16 protein-coding genes and 3 pseudogenes are annotated in these 17,133 nt (G+C 59.5%); 9 read left to right on the forward strand and 10 right to left on the reverse strand.

The features are described 5' to 3' along the window. The first annotated feature begins 6 nt into the window (after positions 1-6). From DM992_RS40495 to DM992_RS40505, 3 genes are all read left to right on the forward strand, one after another. On the forward strand, positions 7-501 hold the full coding sequence (locus tag DM992_RS40495) for a hypothetical protein (RefSeq protein ID WP_239511557.1): 495 nt from the start codon (positions 7-9) through the stop codon (positions 499-501). 85 nt (positions 502-586) lie between these two features. After that, entirely contained in the window at positions 587-1,168 is a 582-nt protein-coding gene (locus tag DM992_RS40500; protein WP_111021824.1) for a cold shock domain-containing protein, read from the forward strand. Between the two features lie 92 nt (positions 1,169-1,260). Further along, positions 1,261-1,647 carry a hypothetical protein gene (locus DM992_RS40505; protein WP_111021825.1) on the forward strand — a complete coding sequence of 129 codons (387 nt, stop codon included), beginning with the start codon at positions 1,261-1,263 and terminating at the stop codon, positions 1,645-1,647. Between the two features lie 122 nt (positions 1,648-1,769). On the opposite strand, the pseudogene DM992_RS42560 reads toward DM992_RS40505, so the two are convergent. Next, positions 1,770-2,213, reverse strand: a pseudogene (locus DM992_RS42560) (IS3 family transposase); the annotation flags it as partial. Next, positions 2,211-3,250, reverse strand: a pseudogene (locus DM992_RS42565) (IS3 family transposase); the annotation flags it as partial. The pseudogenes DM992_RS42565 and DM992_RS42560, both read right to left, overlap by 3 nt. 294 nt (positions 3,251-3,544) lie before the next feature. On the opposite strand from DM992_RS42565, the gene DM992_RS40520 reads away from it, so the two are divergent. Together DM992_RS40520 and DM992_RS40525 are read left to right on the forward strand one after the other, a co-directional pair. Beyond that, the gene (locus DM992_RS40520) at positions 3,545-4,477 is read left to right on the forward strand and encodes an MBL fold metallo-hydrolase (protein ID WP_111021828.1); all 933 of its coding nucleotides are present in this window, start codon (positions 3,545-3,547) and stop codon (positions 4,475-4,477) included. Between the two features lie 189 nt (positions 4,478-4,666). Then, positions 4,667-5,239: a YbhB/YbcL family Raf kinase inhibitor-like protein gene (locus DM992_RS40525; RefSeq protein WP_111021994.1), complete on the forward strand. Its 573-nt coding sequence runs from the start codon at positions 4,667-4,669 to the stop codon at positions 5,237-5,239. A gap of 18 nt (positions 5,240-5,257) precedes the next feature. Here the strand turns inward: DM992_RS40525 and DM992_RS40530 are convergent, their stop codons facing one another. Beyond that, complete coding sequence (locus DM992_RS40530; protein WP_111021995.1) at positions 5,258-6,007, reverse strand: glucose 1-dehydrogenase; 750 nt, start codon at positions 6,005-6,007, stop codon at positions 5,258-5,260. A gap of 108 nt (positions 6,008-6,115) precedes the next feature. Between DM992_RS40530 and DM992_RS40535 the strand changes: the two genes are divergently transcribed. Beyond that, on the forward strand, positions 6,116-6,994 hold the full coding sequence (locus DM992_RS40535; RefSeq protein ID WP_111021829.1) for a LysR family transcriptional regulator: 879 nt from the start codon (positions 6,116-6,118) through the stop codon (positions 6,992-6,994). Positions 6,995-7,070: 76 nt separating this feature from the next. Here the strand turns inward: DM992_RS40535 and DM992_RS40540 are convergent, their stop codons facing one another. Both DM992_RS40540 and DM992_RS40545 read right to left on the reverse strand, forming a co-directional pair. After that, positions 7,071-7,430 carry a cupin domain-containing protein gene (locus tag DM992_RS40540; protein WP_239511597.1) on the reverse strand — a complete coding sequence of 120 codons (360 nt, stop codon included), beginning with the start codon at positions 7,428-7,430 and terminating at the stop codon, positions 7,071-7,073. A gap of 111 nt (positions 7,431-7,541) precedes the next feature. After that, positions 7,542-8,021 carry a carboxymuconolactone decarboxylase family protein gene (locus DM992_RS40545; protein WP_111021831.1) on the reverse strand — a complete coding sequence of 160 codons (480 nt, stop codon included), beginning with the start codon at positions 8,019-8,021 and terminating at the stop codon, positions 7,542-7,544. Between the two features lie 300 nt (positions 8,022-8,321). Here DM992_RS40545 and DM992_RS40550 point away from each other — a divergent pair, with 300 nt between their 5' ends. Further along, positions 8,322-9,320 (forward strand): bestrophin family ion channel, encoded by a 999-nt coding sequence (locus DM992_RS40550; protein WP_111021832.1) that lies wholly within the window; start codon positions 8,322-8,324, stop codon positions 9,318-9,320. A gap of 25 nt (positions 9,321-9,345) precedes the next feature. Here the strand turns inward: DM992_RS40550 and DM992_RS40555 are convergent, their stop codons facing one another. The 3 genes from DM992_RS40555 to DM992_RS40565 all read right to left on the reverse strand — a co-directional run bounded on the left by DM992_RS40555 (position 9,346) and on the right by DM992_RS40565 (position 12,112). Continuing rightward, entirely contained in the window at positions 9,346-9,858 is a 513-nt protein-coding gene (locus tag DM992_RS40555; RefSeq protein WP_111021833.1) for an Ohr family peroxiredoxin, read from the reverse strand. 212 nt (positions 9,859-10,070) lie between these two features. Beyond that, complete coding sequence (locus tag DM992_RS40560) at positions 10,071-11,081, reverse strand: LysR family transcriptional regulator (protein ID WP_111021834.1); 1,011 nt, start codon at positions 11,079-11,081, stop codon at positions 10,071-10,073. 149 nt (positions 11,082-11,230) lie between these two features. Then, complete coding sequence (locus tag DM992_RS40565; protein WP_111021835.1) at positions 11,231-12,112, reverse strand: RNA polymerase sigma-70 factor; 882 nt, start codon at positions 12,110-12,112, stop codon at positions 11,231-11,233. Positions 12,113-12,729: 617 nt separating this feature from the next. On the opposite strand from DM992_RS40565, the pseudogene DM992_RS40570 reads away from it, so the two are divergent. Next, positions 12,730-12,987 (forward strand): annotated as a pseudogene (locus DM992_RS40570) (alpha/beta fold hydrolase); the annotation flags it as partial. A 61-nt stretch (positions 12,988-13,048) separates the two neighbouring features. Here DM992_RS40570 and DM992_RS40575 read toward each other — a convergent pair. Both DM992_RS40575 and DM992_RS40580 read right to left on the reverse strand, forming a co-directional pair. Next, a protein-coding gene (locus DM992_RS40575; RefSeq protein ID WP_111021695.1) for an IS3 family transposase occupies positions 13,049-14,184 on the reverse strand; the annotation gives its coding sequence in 2 pieces (ribosomal slippage) (positions 13,049-13,920 and positions 13,920-14,184; 1,137 coding nt in all). A gap of 348 nt (positions 14,185-14,532) precedes the next feature. Next, entirely contained in the window at positions 14,533-15,663 is a 1,131-nt protein-coding gene (locus DM992_RS40580) for an IS110 family transposase (RefSeq protein WP_111021690.1), read from the reverse strand. A 163-nt stretch (positions 15,664-15,826) separates the two neighbouring features. Here DM992_RS40580 and DM992_RS40585 point away from each other — a divergent pair. Continuing rightward, positions 15,827-16,887, forward strand: a protein-coding gene (locus DM992_RS40585) for an IS3 family transposase (RefSeq protein WP_111021836.1) whose coding sequence is annotated in 2 segments (ribosomal slippage) — positions 15,827-16,025 and positions 16,025-16,887 — 1,062 coding nt in all. Because the reading frame shifts where the segments join, the coding sequence is not laid out codon by codon here. The last annotated feature ends 246 nt before the right edge of the window (positions 16,888-17,133 follow it).

Consider the following 17,133-nt stretch of genomic DNA (forward strand, 5'->3'; position numbering starts at 1 on the left):
GGTGAAATGATCTTCGACGACCGCCGCGACGCAGCCAATCAGCTTGCGTCCGTGCTTCAGGCCTACCGTGGCGAACACCCGCTGGTCCTGGCGATACCACGCGGCGCATTGATACTGGGAAGCATCCTCGCAACGCGCCTGCATGGCGACCTGCGAAGGCTGATCGAGAGAGAGCTCGGCGCCTGCGATACGCAGCTGGTTCTCGACATGCTGTCCCGCGTAGAAGGAGACTGGAACGAGATTGGTCCGATCTTCAAGATGTTGGCGCAGCGCATTGTCGACGCGACCGTCGTCACCTTCGATACGTGGCCGATCGCACCGGTACTCGAAGACGCAGCACGATATCGAAAACTCGTCCAGTTGGCGAAGTGGATCGAAGTCGACGGCCAGGACTATGTCCAGTTCCCGAAAATCCACTCGCCGAGCGAGCATCGAGATTTTCTGTTTGAAGATCGGATCGCGATCGCGGTGGACGCCATGCCCGACCGAGATCGGTGGTAGCTGGTGAACGCCACAACACGTCGGGCGACCAGGCGCCGGACGGATATCATTACGAACTCGACCAACCAACTACAAAACCAGAACCATGCGAGGAACCATAAAGTGGTTCTCGAAGGATAAGGGCCACGGCTTTATCCACGGGGAAGCAGCCACCGACTATTTCTTTCACGTCAGCGACGTCATCGGGGCCGAGGCGCCACGCGACGGTGACATAGTCGAGTTCGACGCGACTTCAAACAATCGAGGTCCGCGCGCGGCCAAAGTGCGGATCGTCGAAAGACAATCGCGGGCGCCCACCTCGCAACATCGCGATGATCGCGTCGAATGCATTGCATGCAAGAAGAAGATGGTCCCGCGGATCATCACGCACCGGGGACGGCCGGAGCGCTCCGTTTGCCCGTATTGCGCAGCCACGTTCAAACGGTTCGGCATGTGCTTCATTGCGTCCGCGGTCTATGGCAACTACGACGCACCGGAGGTCCTCGCTCTCCGTGGATTCCGAGACAATGTCCTCCGGACCACGAAGCCGGGCCGATGGGCGATCCGGACGTACTACCGGGTATCGCCGCCGCTAGCGCGATTCCTCCATGCGCATCCGAAGCTCGCGCAGCGCATCAAACCAGTTCTCGACGAAGTCGTTCGCAGTGTTCGGCGGCGCCCGCACTGAACAAAATAGATTCTTCGTGGATTTCCGGTGGGAACGCTGGCGAGGAACGTCGGCGTTCGCCAAAACCGGCCATCTCGCATTAGGAGAAAACAGTGATTTTTGATTGGCTCAAGAGCAAGAGCAAGACGAAGCCGACTGGTCCAGATTTTTCAGATGTCGACTCTCTCGAGAAAGCGGAAGCGCTATACAAAAGCGGAGCACTTGGGAAAGTGTTGCTGATGCCCAGCGAGTTCGGCGGCCCGGATTTTGGGGCAAACGTCGTTTACGTACCAGTCGACATTGTGGCCCTGAAGCAATCTATGGACCGCAACGTTATCGCCCCAATGGCAGCTGCGGGCAAGGTCACTAGATATTCGGCGACACCGGAATACCAAGGGGCAAGCTTTATCCCCAAAGCGATCAAGGTCGAAGCTAGCAACCCGGGCCAGTTTTCGTCTGTCATCAGGATTTGGGGTGAGGCGCTGCTCGACCAAAGCTGAATGATGTGGCGTTGTCCGTCATCGGCCGAGGCCGTGTAAAAACGCGCAGAACGGCCGACCGACCCCTCCCCGGCGGGAGCACTGACCTTGCCCCTGTTCCACGAATCCCATAGCTGAAGCCATCAGGCCGCTTGCCCTCGTTGAGCTGCGGCCCAATTCTTCTCGAACGTCATGGGGCTGACGTAGTTCAATGTCGAATGCAGTCGGCGGGCATTGTAGAAACCAAGCCAGTCGACGATTTCATCCATCGCAGCACGCCGCGTCACGAAGTGCCGACCGTGCAGTCGTGCGACCTTCAGCGAACCCCACAGACTTTCGGTCGGCGCATTATCCCAACAATCGCCACGCCGGCTCATCGACGAACGCATGCCGTACGCCTTGAGCGTGTCCTGGAAGAGTCCGCTGCAATACTGGCTGCCACGGTCGCTATGCACAATCACGCCGGCTTCTGGGCGGCGCCGGAACCATGCCATGCGCAGCGCGTCCGTGACCAGCTCGGCCTTCATATGCGGCTGCATCGACCAGCCCACCACCTGCCGGCTAAACAGGTCGATTATGGCGGCCATGTTTGGGCGGTCGTGATTGTAAGTCCACATCCAGTCAGTCGCGAAACGCTGCACATGGTCCAGATCCTCCCAGTGGTACTGCGACAGCCATTCGTACCGCACGGTCCGATTGAATCGCTCAACGTACGCATTCTGCTGGGGCTTGCCCGGCTGGATATAGTCGAGCCTGATGTCATACTGCTTCGCCCATTCGGTGATCGCCGCGCTCAGGTACTCGGGCCCGTTGTCACACCGAATCGCCTTCGGCCTGCCGCGCCAACCGATAATCTGTCGCAGCGCGCGGATCACTCGCTCCGACGGCAGCGAGAAGTCGATCTCGATGCCAAGCGCCTCGCGATTGAAGTCGTCGATCACGTTGAACAACCGGATGCTACGCCCATCGGCCAGTTGGTCGTGCATGAAGTCCATCGACCAGACCTGGTCGACGGCGGACGGTACCGCCAGCGGCTCCGGTACCTGCCTGACCAGTCGCTTGCGCGGCTTGATCCGCAGGTTCAGTTCGAGCTCGCGATAGATCCGGTACACCCGCTTGTGATTCCAGCCGAAACCCTTCACGTTGCGCAGGTACAGGAAGCACAGCCCGAAACCCCAGTTCCGATGGTTGTCGGTCAGACGCAGCAGCCAATTGGCAATCTCGTCGTTCTCGGCATCACGCACCCGGACGTACCGGTAGCAGGTCTCGCTGATTCCGAGCGCCTCACACGCTAGCCGAATCGACACGCCCCGGCTGGACACCGCACGCTTGGCCATCTCGCGCCGGCAAGATGGCCTCAATCCTTTTTTGCGAGCGCCTCCGCTACGATCTCCGCCTTGAGCTTTTCCTCGACGTACATCTTGCGCAGCCGCGCGTTCTCGGCTTCCAATTCCTTCATCCGCGCGATCAGCGACACGTCCATGCCGCCGTACTTCGAGCGCCATTTGTAGAATGTCGCCGTGCTGATGCCCAGCTCCCGGCACAGGTCCGGCACCGCCAGCCCTGCCTCCACGCGCTTGAGCGCGTCCATGATCTGGCTGTCCGTGAATCTCGACTTCTTCATTCTGTAGAACTCCCTCAACGAGAAAATTCTACTTCTGATCACACCGGTTTCTTGGGGGATTACCTTCTGTCGCTGGCATTGCATTTCGCCGGCTGTACGACCTGGATTGTTGCCGTCGAGACAACATGGCATACGCACTCGCGATCCTACCGGCACTCGCCCGTCCCTCACTACAATGCGTCACACGCTCGCTTGAATTGCGAGCAAAGCGATACGCGCAAAACCCGTGGTCGCTCTCGTGAACCGCGCCGCGTGTACCGGATCCCCCCAACTGAAGCAATAGGACAATGGATTATGAGCAAGACAACTCACAATGTGCAGCCCGTTACTTCCAACCTGGGCAAACAGGGTTCAGCTGAACTCGTACCTTCCCGTTACGCGGTGCGCGTGGGTGACATCGATGTCGTATTGATCAGCGATGGCGTTCTACCGCTGCCCACCTCCACCATGTCCACCAATGTGAGCGAAGCGGATCGCAACGAATGGTTCGATGGTCGTTTCCTGCAACGAGACATGTTCGACTGGGCGCTGAATATTGCACTCGTGCGCAGCGGCGGGCAGCTCATTCTGATCGACTCGGGCGTGGGTGATGGCTTCGAATACTTCACGCGGGCCGGACAGTCAGTAGCGCGACTGGAGTCGGCAGGTATCGACCTTGCTGCAATCACTGACATCGTGATTACGCACATGCATATGGATCACGTTGGCGGCTTGAACGTCGATGGCGTCAAGGCCAGGCTACGCCCGGACGTGCGCATCCACGTGTCGGCCTCGGAAGTAGAGTTCTGGAAAAACCCGGACTTCAGCAAGACGGTGATGCCGGAGACGGTTCCGCCTGCGCTACGCAAGGCTGCTGCGAAGTTCGTGGAACTCTACCGCGAGAATATCGTGCAGTTCGATCAGGCAGTCGAAGTCGCACCGGGCGTGTCGGCGCGCGTGACGGGCGGGCACACACCGGGGCACTGCGTCGTGGACGTCACATCAAACGGCGAGAAGCTAACGTTCGTAGGAGATGCGATTTTCGAAGTCAACTTCGACAATCCGGATTGGCAGAATGGCTTCGAGCATGATCCTGAAGGTGCAGTGGACGTGCGTCTCGCGCTGTTCAACGAAGCCGCGGAAACGGGCGCTTTGCTTGCCGCAGCGCACGTCGCGTTCCCATCCATCGGACACATTGCAAGGAACGGCGACGGCTTTCGCTTTGTTCCTGTTACGTGGGATTACTAATTAATACCGGATAATTGACAATCACCCTCGGCGATCGGGACTCACTTTCCGTATCCGGAAGCGACTGGTGCGCATCCCGTGCATGACACTGTCGTTAAGCGTTACCCGCACCTGAATTTCTTCGAGCATGACTGCTATCTCCACGTGCGCACGCGGCGCGTGGAGCCCTTCAATCCACAGGAGCCTGCCATGCGATCCCTTCCCATGCCACGAAAAGCTGTTTGCGCTTGCGCGCTATTCGCAACGCTGCCCGGCGTCGCGACCGCCGAAACGTTTGCGCTGAAAGTTGCCGATCTGGATCACGGCCGTTTCAGGAATGAACAAGTGTTCAGCGGATTCGGCTGCCACGGCGAGAATGTGTCACCGCACGTGACATGGTCAAACGCGCCAGCCGGTACTCGCAGCATCGTCGTGACGATTCATGACCCCGACGCGCCGACGGGCGGTCTCGGCTGGACCCATTGGGCTGTTGTCAACATACCGCCCTCACAGACGTCTCTGCAAAAGGGCGCCTCCGGCAACGTGAATCTGCTGCCGCCCGGGGTCACCGAAACGCTGACCGACTTCGGCCAATCGAAGTATGGCGGACCGTGTCCACCACAAGGCAAGCCACATCGTTATGTCGTTACGGCGTACGCACTCGATGTCCCGCAAATCGACGTGAGCCCGGCATCTAGCCCTGCACTCGTTGCGTTTCAAATGCACGGGAAGATCATCGCTCGGGCTCGCTATGTCGCGACCTACCAAAGCGCGGCGAACTGAGCCGCGCCACGGGCGCTATCAACTGAGCGACATGCCACCGTCGACACGCAAGTTGACGCCGTTGACGAAGCTGCCCTCGTCACTCACGAGAAAGAGCGCCGCGCGTGCGAGTTCTTCAGGAAGTCCGAGACGGCCTAGCGGAATACGCCCTGCGACGGCAGCCTCGAACGCCGGTCGCTCGTCATGCGCGATACCCAGCTTCGTCAGTATTGGCGTGTCGACCGGCCCGGGACTCAGTACATTCACGCGAATGCCACGCGCCTGAAGCTCCAAAGCCCAACTCCGCGCGAAGGCCTCGATTGAGGCCTTCGTACCCGCGTAGACTGCATGTCCTTCGAACACTTTCGAACTCGCGATCGAACTCGTCAATAGAATGGCGCCACGCTCTCTCATGAGTGGCGCGATCTTCTGTACCCCGAAGAAAATTGCTTTGGTGTTTGTCGCGAAGTGACGGTCATAGGAGTCTTCGCTCACTTCGTTCGATGCTTCGATAGTATTCACTCCCGCGTTCGCGAAATATATGTCAACTCCTCCAAAGCGCCTCGACACTAGCGCGGCCACTTCGTCGTGCGTTTTCGGGTTCGCGAGATCTCCCGTCAGTCCGATTGCCCGGTCGCCAAGTTCGGCCACGGCTGCATCGACGGCATCCGGACGTCGGCCCACCATAATGACATTCGCACCCTCTTCATTCAGCAGCCTGGCCGTGGCCAATCCGATTCCACTATTTGCGCCAGTAACAACAGCAACCTTGTTTGCGAGTCGATTCATGTTTTCTCCGTCATATTCCACCTGTTCGGCGTAGAGCCAGAATTTAGCAACGGCTTCTGGTGGGTTGAAGTCACTCGTAGGTCATTTCACTCTTTCCACTTTGTCATCATGTCCGTGGATAAATTTAGCGGCTTTCCCGCGTTCGTTCGCTCCGTCGAGACGGGCTCGTTCACGGTTGCGGCGCAATCTTTGGGTACGACGACGTCGGCCGTGTCAAAAAGCGTGGCAAGGCTCGAAAAGCGCCTGGGCGTCACGTTATTCCAGCGCTCGACTAGGGCCTCCGTTCTGACGATTGAAGGTCAGGCGTTTTATGAGCGCATTGCCCCGCTGATGCGCGGCCTGGAGGGCGCCGAAGAAGTATTGCGATCGCCAGCCGCCGCCGCAGGAAGACTGCGTGTAAGCCTGCCTGGCGAACTGGGTCGCTTTTTGCTCGACCCCATCACTCGGGAACTCCTGCCAAACCACCCGGAACTCGCACTCGACGTGAGCGTCAGCGACCATCATGCCGACCTGATCCGCGATCGCATCGATATCGCGATCAGGGCGGGATGGCTGGAAGACAGCGGCCTGCATGCGCTGCCGATCACCAGTCTTCGGCTGGTGTTGGTTGCGGCGCCTGCATATCTGCGCGAGCGGGGATCACCGCGTGTTGCTGCAGATCTCGCTGCACATCGGCATGTGCGCTACCGGCTCAATGGCCGACCGTACCCCTTGAACTTCGCCGATGGAACGTCCAGCTCCATCGAAGGCAGGTTCGACGCTGATAACGGTGAGGCAATGCGCGTGGCGGCATTGAACGGACTGGGTATCGCTCAAATACTGGAAATCGCCGTACGGGCCGATCTCGCCGCCGGGAGGCTGCAGGCTGTACTACCCGATCAGGCGCTCGCGTGCGTCCCCGTGCACGCTATTCACGCTTTCGGCAAAAACATGCCGACGCGCGCGCGCGTATTCGTCGATTTCGTTACGGCGCAACTCTCGAAGTGAAGCATCCCGTCGCCCCGGCGCTCAGCGCCATCGGCTGCCGTCGCGCTGCATTCGAATCACGCCAGGGAGGCGTCGTTCATTTCGCCGGCACGAGGAGCGGTGCGCCCTTGTCTTTGAGCAGCAGTACGATAAATTTAGCCGGCTTCGTATGGCTCGCATTGCGCCCAACCGTGTGGACGTCGTTCAAGCCTTCGTAGAAAGTCTGCCCCGGCGAGAGCGTAACCTGCTTGCCGCCCCTAACCTGCATGACAATCGAGCCTTCCAGCACGTAGACGAAGGCATCAGCGTTATGTCTGTGCACGGGATCTACGGCACCCGGCGGGTATTCCACGCTGATCATCAGCGCTTCCTTGCCCGGGCAGTCCTTGAGCGGAATGGTCATGACGGGGGTGACGATAGCGAGCGGGGGCGAGGCCCTGGCGCAACATACAAGCATCTGCGTAACGAGAAACGTGGCGATTACGATACGTTTAAACCCCGACATGATGACGCTCCAGTGAAACGGCCCGCATAGGCGGGCCGGTTGTGATAACAAGGTACGGGGGGGTCAGGCGAGGTTTGCCTTGTCGAGGCCGAATGCCTTGTCCGCCGAACCTGGCACGGTCCTGAACGCGATATTCGCGCGGTTCCAGCCATTGATAGCCATGACGTCGAAGGTCAGGTCTGAAAGCTCTTTCTCCGAGAACTGCGTGCGTACACGCTCGTAGATATCGTCGGCGACGCCGTATGCGTTCAATTCCGTCAGCGCTTCAGTCCATGCGAGGGCGGCGCGCTCACGCGGCGAGAAAAGTGTGGACTCGCGCCAGATCGGCAGATGATGAATGCGCAGTTCGCGCTCGCCGTGCATGCGCGCTTCCTTCACGTGCATGTCAACGCAGAAACCGCAGCCGTTGATTTGCGAAGCGCGCATCGAAACGAGGTCGCGAATCGACTCCTCGATCACACTCTCTTTCAGCTGATTGCTGAATTCCATGTACTTCCTGAAGAGTTCCGGCGACTGGTGAATATAGTTGATACGCTGCGTCATGTGCTTCTCCTTATGTAGACGATGATCAAACCTCGACTGATTGAGATGTCGGACGAGGATCGTTGCGTTGATCCATCGTAGTCCGACGCAGCACGTTTCGGTAGCGCGATGCGCGGCTCCATCATGTTGTCCTTTGCGCATCAATCGCGTCGCGTCCTTGACCGCATACTCGGGCCAACAACCGTCGCTGCTTCGATGTCACACGACGCGCGCACCGAACGTCTTATGCAAGTGGGGAGAGAATGCATCGTGTGGTCTCCCCGCACCCGATCATTCACCACGTCGTGAGGCCATTACGACATGCATCTCGGCAAATCCTATACGTTATCCGAATTTCTATTCTCGACCCGCAGACAACTCTATGCGCTCGCGATCTGGGGCACGCTGCCCGTGATCCTGTTCAAGTTTTTCAGAATGACATGGCTGTCGGTGCCGCTCACGATCGTGTTGCTGCTTGGCACCGCCACGTCATTCATCGTTGGTTTCAAGAACGTTCAGACATACAACAGGGCAATGGACGCTCTGGACATCTGGACGAGCATCAGGAGCGCAAGCCTGCGCTGGGGACAGCTCGCCCGCAATTTCCCGAACGACATCAGAGTCAGCCGTGAGCTAATCGCGCGACATCTCGCATGGCTCACCGCATTGCGCTACGCGCTGCGCCGCCGGCGTGTATGGGAAAACATGGGAAAAGGATACAACGTCGAATTCCGTCAGCATTACGAGGTCCCGGAATGGGAAGGAAATCTTCAAGAAACGCTGCACAGATATTTGTCCCCAGCAGAAACCTCGCACACGCTCGGCGCCCCAAATGCGGCGACCGCCCTGCTGGGTAGCCAAAGTGCGTTCCTGAAAGAACGCCACGCGGCTGGGGAATTGAATCTATCTTTCTATCTTGAGCTACACCATACGCTTGGAGATTTCATTACATTGCAGGCAAAGGCGGAGCAGTTGAAAAATTTCCCGTATCCTCGCCAATACGCTACCGTAAGCGCGTTATTCGTCCGCTTCTTCTGCCTCTTTTTTCCTTTTGGTTTGCTCCACGAATTCGACAAGCTCAACGAAGGCGTAAGCGGCTTCATGCAGGGGAACATGATATGGCTCGTTGTACCATGCAGCGTGGCCGTATCGTGGATGTATACGTCGCTCGAACAGGTTGGCGACAGCACGGAGAATCCGTTTGAGGGAAGCGCGAACGACGTGCCGATTTCAACGTTGTGCGCGCGGATCGAGCGCGATTTGCGATCGATGCTGGGCGAACAGCCAGAGAATCTCAAGCAGGGAACAATTGCGATGTAGCATCTCGGACGCGAAGCCCGGAGACTCAGCGGGTATCTTCTGGAGGGGCGAGCGCCACGACATTCTCGATTCCCTGCCGCGCCATCTTTGTGTAGGGCGTGAAGCGTTCCGTTTCGCGAACGAGCCACTCGGCGAGCGAGCGCTCCACGCCCGGCAAACGCACGTGTGTGTGCGCCTTGAGCACGAAGAGTCCATCCACCGGATCACGCCTGAACTGGACCGTGACATCCACTGCGCTGTCAGCGAGCGCGATTCCGGCGCGCGCGGCGAACAGATTCAGGGCGCCATGAAAGCAGGCCGCATAGCCCGCTGCGAAAAGCTGTTCCGGGTTCGTGCCGCCCCCGTGGCCGCCCAATGCTTCAGGCAGGCGCAGCTCAACCGCTAACTGGCCGTCGTCCGAGCACGCAACGCCCGACGCGCGACCGTGCCCCGCTTCGCCGCCCGTTACGGTGACGGTCGTCGAATACAGCGTCTGCCCTTCCTTGCCGTGATACTTGTCGAGCAAGGTCAGAGGCGGGGGCAGCAATGGTTCGTTCATAACACACTGGCTCCCGTCATCGCCTTCTTGCTATCGGAGGGTCCCGTACCACTCATTGCGACGATCCTCATAACGTTGCTCCGGAAAATCTTGCGTCTACAGATTGCCACCGCGACCGGTCCATCCATCAGCGATGCTAGGTATGCGCTGACTTTTGCGCTAGGGCATGACATGCACTCACTGTGTTGCCCGTCATGCACCAATCGCTGCCCTCATGCCGGCTGCCGCTCGTGCGTCTGCGCCATGGCCAGCGGCGTCGAACACTCGAGGTCGAGCAGCCGCGTATGCTCTGTCATGTAGTCGACGAACACGCGAATGCGCGCCGGCAGCAGCTTTCGGCTGAGGTAGCAGAGGTAGTGGCCGCCGTCATCGGGGGCGTGCTGGCCGAGGCAGCCAACGAGCCGTTGATCGCGCAGCAGATCGCACACCTGGTAGGCGGCCAGCTGCGCCAGCCCCAAGCCGTCGAGCACGGCTTCCAGGGCCAGGTCGGGATCGTTGAAAGTGTGAAGGGCGATGGGCTGGCAACGTTGCGAAAGGCCATCCACCTTGAATTCCCACTCCTTCATGCGTCCCGTTGCCGTCCGCAGATTAATGCAGCGATGGCCGGCCAGGTCTGCGACATGCCGTGGCAAACCATATACCCGTGCATAGGCGGGCGACGCGCAGACGATCATCTGCATGGGGATCAACCGGCGAGCGACAATGCCACTGTCCTCCATGCGTCCTTCGCGAAACGACACGTCGACGCGATCCGAAGTGAAATCAGTGGGTCGGTCGCCGAGCAGCAGTTCAAGGGAAATGTCGGGATACTGGGCGTGGAAACCCCGCAACAGCGGCGCAACAACCTTGCGCCCGAAGCCCGGTGTCGAGGCGATGCGCAAATGGCCGCGCGGCGGCCCGTTACGCAGTTCCCGCATGTCTTCGAGCGCCTGCGCAATGCGCGCAAGACCCGGCTGGCAGTTCTCGTAGAAGAGTTCGCCCTCGCACGTGAGCGACGTGCTGCGCGTTGTACGCTGGAAAAGGCGCGCGTCGAGTTGGGCTTCGAGTTTCTGCACATTGCGGCTCACCGAGGAGCGGCCAATGCCCAGGCGGTCGCCCGCACGTGCGAAGCTGCCTTCATTCGCGACTGCGAGAAACGATACAACGCCGGCATAGCTGGTTGCGAAGCTGCTTGCCAACGGGTCGTCAGGGCCGCTTGATGGGTGCGATGAATAGTCTGTCATGGAAGCGAGAATCGTAGTGTCCCTGATGACTAGACGTGCCAACGCATGCCGTTGTGACGCAAGGCCGGAGTTTTTTTCGGTGCGCGGCGCATTTCGCGCGCTTCGGTGCCACGCACCGCGTTACCGGTGCGCGTGCGCAACGCGCGGAATCAGCCGTTGCCGTGCACGGCTGCGATACGTGCCAACTTCTCGGGGTTGCGCTGAACATGTATGCGAACGATTCGATCTCCGTCCGTCTCGAACGACTGCGCGGATTCGAGCTGACCTTCGCAATAGCGCAGCAGCGCCCATTCGCCGTTGAGCAGCACGAGCTTGAGCTGCATGTCGCTATGAAAGCGCAAATGCGACGCATAGAAGAGCTGCGCAATGCGCCTGCCGCCCACCATCGGCTCCGGAAAGCTTGTTACCTTGCCACCGCCATCGGCAATCAGGATGGCGTCCTCGGAGAGTAGCGCGTTGATTGCGTGGAAGTCACCGCATTGAATTGCCTGTGCGAAACCCTCCAGCAGCCGCCGGTGCGTTTCGCGCGAGACAGCATAGCGTGGCCGCTCGTCGCGGAGTTGCGTTTTTGCGCGGCTGACAAGCTGACGGCACGCTGCCTCGCTCTTGCCAATGGCCAGCGCGACCTCTGAGTAATCGGCGTCGAATACCTCGCGCAGAAGGAACGCCGCGCGCGCCTCGGGCGTAAGCCGCTCGAGCAGCAGCAGAAACGCGACGGACACTTCATCGGCACGCTCTTTGGCCTGCTCCGGCGTAGTCGGGGAGTCAGTCATCTCCGGTTCCGGCAACCATATGCCCGTGTAGTATTCGCGCTGAACTTTCGCAGCGCGCAGGCGATCAATGGATAAGCGCGTCGCGACCGCGACCAGCCATGCCTCACCATTCTCGATCGCTCCGCGGTCTGCCGCGAACCAGCGCAGCCAGACGTCCTGCACGACGTCTTCGGCCTCAGCCACCGATCCGAGCATTCGATACGCGATTTTCTGCAATCGAGGGCGCAGGTCATTGAAGACGCAGGTTTCGCCGTCCATAAATACGATCCCCTGAGTGAAATCCCATGCCGGGCGAGCGGATACCCGAAAGCCGCATATTGCCACGAACGCGGCGATCGCGCGGGCAATAGCAATCGCCGCCGGCGTGCCGTCGAACAGCCAGGGAACGGCGGCTCGACGCGTGCGTCCATATGCGTTTCACAGAAAGCGATCGAATACTCGTATTTTGCTACGCAAACAGGCCGGCGCCGATGCGTCGCATCGGCAGGCGAAACCGCTAGGTCGCGCTCGCGAATATTGCCCTCTTTCACAGCCTGATCCTTAGATTGGGTTGCTGAAAACACAGTCATTCCGGCCGATGTTTTCGATATTCCGGATATCGAACAGTGAAACAAATCGTAGATACGACGTGGAGCGAGCTGTAGCGCGCCCAAATAGCACACCGTGTTTCACAAATAGCAACACCCAGCATGATTCCAATACGTTGCAGGACTGTTAGTCTGCTTCAGACGGCTCGCTTTTTCGTCACAACGTCTGTTTCCCATTGTTTTGTTGCGTTCACTCTTCGCGGTTCTCCATCGAAGAGTCATTTCTGCCGCGCGGGAGCCGGATCATGTCAACCGGTTATTCCCGCGATCATGTCAAGGAGCATCACCATGCCGTACGTCACCACAAAGGACAATGTCGAGATTTTCTACAAGGACTGGGGCCCGAAAGACGCGCAGCCCATTGTCTTCCATCACGGTTGGCCGCTATCTTCCGACGACTGGGATACGCAGATGCTCTTTTTCCTCGAGCAAGGCTACCGCGTAATCGCACATGACCGGCGCGGTCATGGCCGTTCGTCGCAGGTCTCAGGCGGGCATGATATGGACCATTACGCTGCCGATGCTTTTGCTGTTGTCGAATCACTCAGAGGTGGCCTCGCTCGTTCGGACAGTTTTCTGAGATTTTTAAGTGGAGCGTCCGAGGCAATCATGCTGCCGATTTGATCGCAGGCAGCGTCGCGAAGTATGCCTCATCCGGCGTCTGATCCGCTAGGCTCGAATGGGGCCGATTCCGGTTGTACAAGTTGATGTATTCGCCGATGGAGCGCCGGGCATGGCTGACCGACTCGTACGCTTTCAGGTAGACCTCTTCGTACTTGATGCTTCGCCACACCCGTTCGACGAACACGTTGTCGCGCCAGCTTCCCTTGCCGTCCATCGACAGCAGGATGCCTCGGCCCAATACGGCTTCCGTGAACGCGTTCGCCGTGAATTGGCTGCCCTGATCGGTGTTCACAATGTCGGGCTGCCCGTAGCGCGCGAACGCCTCTTCCAGCGCCTCGACGGCGTGCATGGCTTCCAGCGTGATCGCCACCCGGTGCGAGAGCACCTTGCGACTTGACCAATCCACTACCGCCGTCAGGTACACGAAGCCTCGCGCCATCGGAATGTATGTCGTGTCCAGTGCCCACGCCTGATTGGCCCGGGCGATTTTCATGCCGCGCAGCAGGTACGGCCAGATCTTGTGCTGCGCATTGCGTCGGCTCGTGTTCGGCTTGCAGTACAGCGCTTCCACGCCCATGCGTTTCATCAGCGTGCGCACGCGGCGGCGGCCGACCTCATGGCCTTTCCGGCGCAACAGACGCGCCAGCATCCGCGCTCCGGCAAACGGAAACTCCATGTGCAGTTCGTCCATCCGCCGCATCAGCAACTGGTCCGCCTCGCTCACTGGCTGCGGCCGGTAATACGCGCTCGATCTCGCGATGCCGACCAGTCGCGTCTGTCGCGAAACCGGCAGCGCATGCGTACGGTCAATCATCGCTTTGCGCTCAGCAGTCCGGCTTTGCCGAGCGCTCCTGACAAAAAATCGTTCTCCAGCGTCAACTGTCCGATCTTCGCGTGCAGCGTTTTCACGTCCACCGGCGGCTCGTTCGACGGTGGAGCGGCCGCGCCGAACACATCCGCCGCACGCTCCTGCAGTTGCCGCTTCCACTCCGTGATCTGGTTCGGGTGCACATCGAACTGCTGCGCCAGTTCGGCCAGCGTGCGCTCGCCCTTGACCGCCGCCAGGGCCACTTTCGCTTTGAACGCCGCTGAGTGCGTCCGTCGGGTTCTCTTCGTCATCTTTCCGGTTCCTTTGCCTGCATTATCGCTGGCTCAGGCCCCGGGCATTCCACTGATATGACTTTCCGTGTCAAGCACGATCGGTTTTCAAGCTCTTTCCATAGGTTTTGAAATTTCCTGAGGGCGACGTAGCAATAATGCTCGACGGTGGATCACACTGACATACGCGGGTTGGATACCGCATTACAGAGTTCCGTCTCGTGAGCCTGCCGCTTTCTTAAAACGCAAGTCGGGGACTGCCCGTTGCGAAGTGGAAACGCGGATTGCTCGAATACCGGGCTACGCCGCCTTCAGGAAACTCCCTGCACGATCAGTTCATCGCTTATCCATATCAACGTGTCGCCGGTCTCATGTGGACTGCACGCTACGCGGCAATGCAAGCGCCATCGCGAGTCGGGCGATGTCCCAGATAAAACCGGCCAATTCGCGCGCAACGGCAACGACCGCAATGTTGGCATTCTTGCCGCGGGCCACGAGCTTGCGATATCGCCGGCACAGTCGCAACTGCGCATCCCACGCCCGATCGATAATCGCTTTGGGGAGCCCTTCGTGTCGCCGCTGAATCTCCGGCGCAATGCGTGCCACGTGCCGATAGCTCCAGGCTGCCTCAACAAGTAGCTTGCGGGCATAGCTGTTGCCAGTCTTGGTGATGCTGCCCTGACGCCGCTTGCCGCCCGACGAATGCTCCGAGGGCGTCACACCAAGCCACGCCATGAGCTGACGTGGGTGCGTGAAGCGCGACAGGTCTCCCAATTCTGAAACCATGCCGACAGCCGTAACAAACTGCACGCCGCGCATCGCCTGCAGAGCCAGCACCACAGGATAAAAGCGCCAGTTGACGACGGCATCGCGCAATGCCGCCTCCAGTCGTCCACACTGCACCAGCCGATCCTCGATCGTGCGCCGATGCTCTTCAAATGCCAGTTGTTGCCATGCATTAGCGAACGAGTACTCGGAGAGCCAGCGTCGGTGCGATTCACCCCAGTTCGCGCGCCCCGTATAGCCCACGCCATGAGCGAGCAGAAACGACTTCAGTCGCTGCCGGGCTTGCCGCAAATCCTCCTTGACGGCTGCCCACGCCCGCGCTAGATCCCGAAAGGCTTCGTCTTCGACACCCGGCACATACACGGCAGTCAGGTCGCCTGCACGAAGAGAACGAACGAGCTTCGCGGCGTCGCGCCGGTCCGTCTTGACGCGCTCGCCAGGTTTCCTCGGAATAAGCGATGGCGCACAGACCATGCTCTCGAAGCCGCGCTGCGTCAGTTGCCGATGCAGCCCGTAGCCGCACGGACCCGCCTCATAAACCACACGCACGTGCGAAGCCTTTGATTGCAGCCGCTTGCATAGTCGATCGATCTCCGTTTGGGTTGTGCCGATCTTGCCAAGCGATTCGACCTCGACTGCGTCGATCGCATATGCGACCGTAATCGATTCCTTATGCACATCCAACCCAACGTACACCGTGCTATCGTCCTTCATGCTGGCCTCCGTGGTGGAAATCGCCGGGTGTGGCCCTGCCCACACCGTGCGGCTCTGGCAGCAATGCTAACCCGCGTTGAATTCGCCACGCCAGGCCAGCCCCCGCCTCACGGAAAGTCATACTGGCTTACCCGTCTGTCCGAATTTGCGAGGCCACCTCTGTATGCCGGTCAAGGAACTGTGCAGGAAGCACGGGTTCAGTGATGCGTCGTTCTACACTTGGCGCGCGAAGTTCGGCGGCATGGAAGTCTCGGAAGCCCGCCGGCTCAAGGACCTCGAGGTGGAGAATGCCCGGCTGAAGAAGCTGCTGGCCGAAGCAATGCTCGATATGGAAGCGTTGAAGGTCGTCGTCAAGGGAAAGCCCTGAGCCCGCAAGCCAAACGCGAAGCAGTATCGGCGATTCGGGAGAAGGTCAACATCTCCGAGCGCCGCGCCTGCCGGCTTGTCGGGCTTTCTCGCAGCGTGCTGCATTACGACGCGAAGCCAGACCACGAGAATGAGGTGCTAGCGGCGCGTCTGGTGGAGTTGGCACACGAACGTCGTCGATTCGGCTACCGCCGATTGCACGCCCTAGTGGAACGCGAAGGCACGCACGCCAATCACAAGCGCATCTATCGTCTGTACCGTGAGGCAGGGCTGGCTGTGCGGCGCCGTCGCAAGCGCCACGGCGTAATGATTGAGCGCGAGCAACTGGCATTGCCGGGTGCGCCCAACGAGGTGTGGTCAATCGATTTTGTGATGGATGCGCTTTCCAACGGCCGGCGCGTGAAGTGCCTGACCGTCGTCGACGACTTCACGAAAGAGGCTGTCGACATCGTCGTCGACCATGGCATCTCAGGTTTGTATGTCGCTCGGGCATTGGACCGTGCAGCTCGCTTCCGTGGCTATCCCAAGGCCGTGCGAACAGACCAGGGCCCCGAATTTACGAGCCGCGTGCTTGACCAGTGGGCGTATTCGAACGGCGTCACGCTGAAGTTGATTCAGGCGGGCAAGCCAACGCAGAATGCGTACATCGAATCGTTCAACGGCAAGTTCCGCGACGAATGCCTTAACGAGCACTGGTTCACGACGCTCGCGCACGCTCGGGCTGTCATCGCGGCATGGCGTCAGGACTACAACGAGCAAAGGCCGCACAGCGCACTGAACTACCTTGCGCCGTCAGAGTTTGCGGCGAAGCACCGGGCAACCGCGGATACTCCTGCCGCTTTCCAGGAGTTGGTTTAAAGGGACTTTGCTAGAAGCCCATTGGCCCTATTGATGGGGGCAGGTCACTTCGCCGACATCCGCTTGAAATTGCTTCACGTCGTTCGCCCTTCCGTTTTCCTACGTGCCTTCGATCCCGAAAAGTGGAGCAACTGCCTCAAGTCCGAGGCGAATGGCTTCGCCACCGCTTGTCACAACTGGCTCGCTCACCACGGTCTAGCGAGGTGTCGATGCGCCACGCGTTACAGATGTCGCCCAACACTTCGG

Origin of the sequence: Burkholderia sp. JP2-270 (assembly GCF_003233675.1) — a bacterium.
GTDB classification, from domain to species: domain Bacteria; phylum Pseudomonadota; class Gammaproteobacteria; order Burkholderiales; family Burkholderiaceae; genus Burkholderia; species Burkholderia pyrrocinia_C.

Coding starts and splice junctions, on each gene's coding strand:
- DM992_RS40525 (WP_111021994.1), top strand. CDS start 4,667: ATGCGATCCCTTCCCATGCCACGAAAAGCTGTTTGCGCTTGCGCGCTA.
- DM992_RS40500 (WP_111021824.1), top strand. CDS start 587: ATGCGAGGAACCATAAAGTGGTTCTCGAAGGATAAGGGCCACGGCTTT.
- DM992_RS40540 (WP_239511597.1), bottom strand. CDS start 7,430: ATGCTTGTATGTTGCGCCAGGGCCTCGCCCCCGCTCGCTATCGTCACC.
- DM992_RS40560 (WP_111021834.1), bottom strand. CDS start 11,081: ATGACAGACTATTCATCGCACCCATCAAGCGGCCCTGACGACCCGTTG.
- DM992_RS40535 (WP_111021829.1), top strand. CDS start 6,116: ATGTCCGTGGATAAATTTAGCGGCTTTCCCGCGTTCGTTCGCTCCGTC.
- DM992_RS40555 (WP_111021833.1), bottom strand. CDS start 9,858: ATGAACGAACCATTGCTGCCCCCGCCTCTGACCTTGCTCGACAAGTAT.
- DM992_RS40580 (WP_111021690.1), bottom strand. CDS start 15,663: ATGAAGGACGATAGCACGGTGTACGTTGGGTTGGATGTGCATAAGGAA.
- DM992_RS40530 (WP_111021995.1), bottom strand. CDS start 6,007: ATGAATCGACTCGCAAACAAGGTTGCTGTTGTTACTGGCGCAAATAGT.
- DM992_RS40495 (WP_239511557.1), top strand. CDS start 7: ATGATCTTCGACGACCGCCGCGACGCAGCCAATCAGCTTGCGTCCGTG.
- DM992_RS40545 (WP_111021831.1), bottom strand. CDS start 8,021: ATGACGCAGCGTATCAACTATATTCACCAGTCGCCGGAACTCTTCAGG.
- DM992_RS40565 (WP_111021835.1), bottom strand. CDS start 12,112: ATGGACGGCGAAACCTGCGTCTTCAATGACCTGCGCCCTCGATTGCAG.
- DM992_RS40550 (WP_111021832.1), top strand. CDS start 8,322: ATGCATCTCGGCAAATCCTATACGTTATCCGAATTTCTATTCTCGACC.
- DM992_RS40520 (WP_111021828.1), top strand. CDS start 3,545: ATGAGCAAGACAACTCACAATGTGCAGCCCGTTACTTCCAACCTGGGC.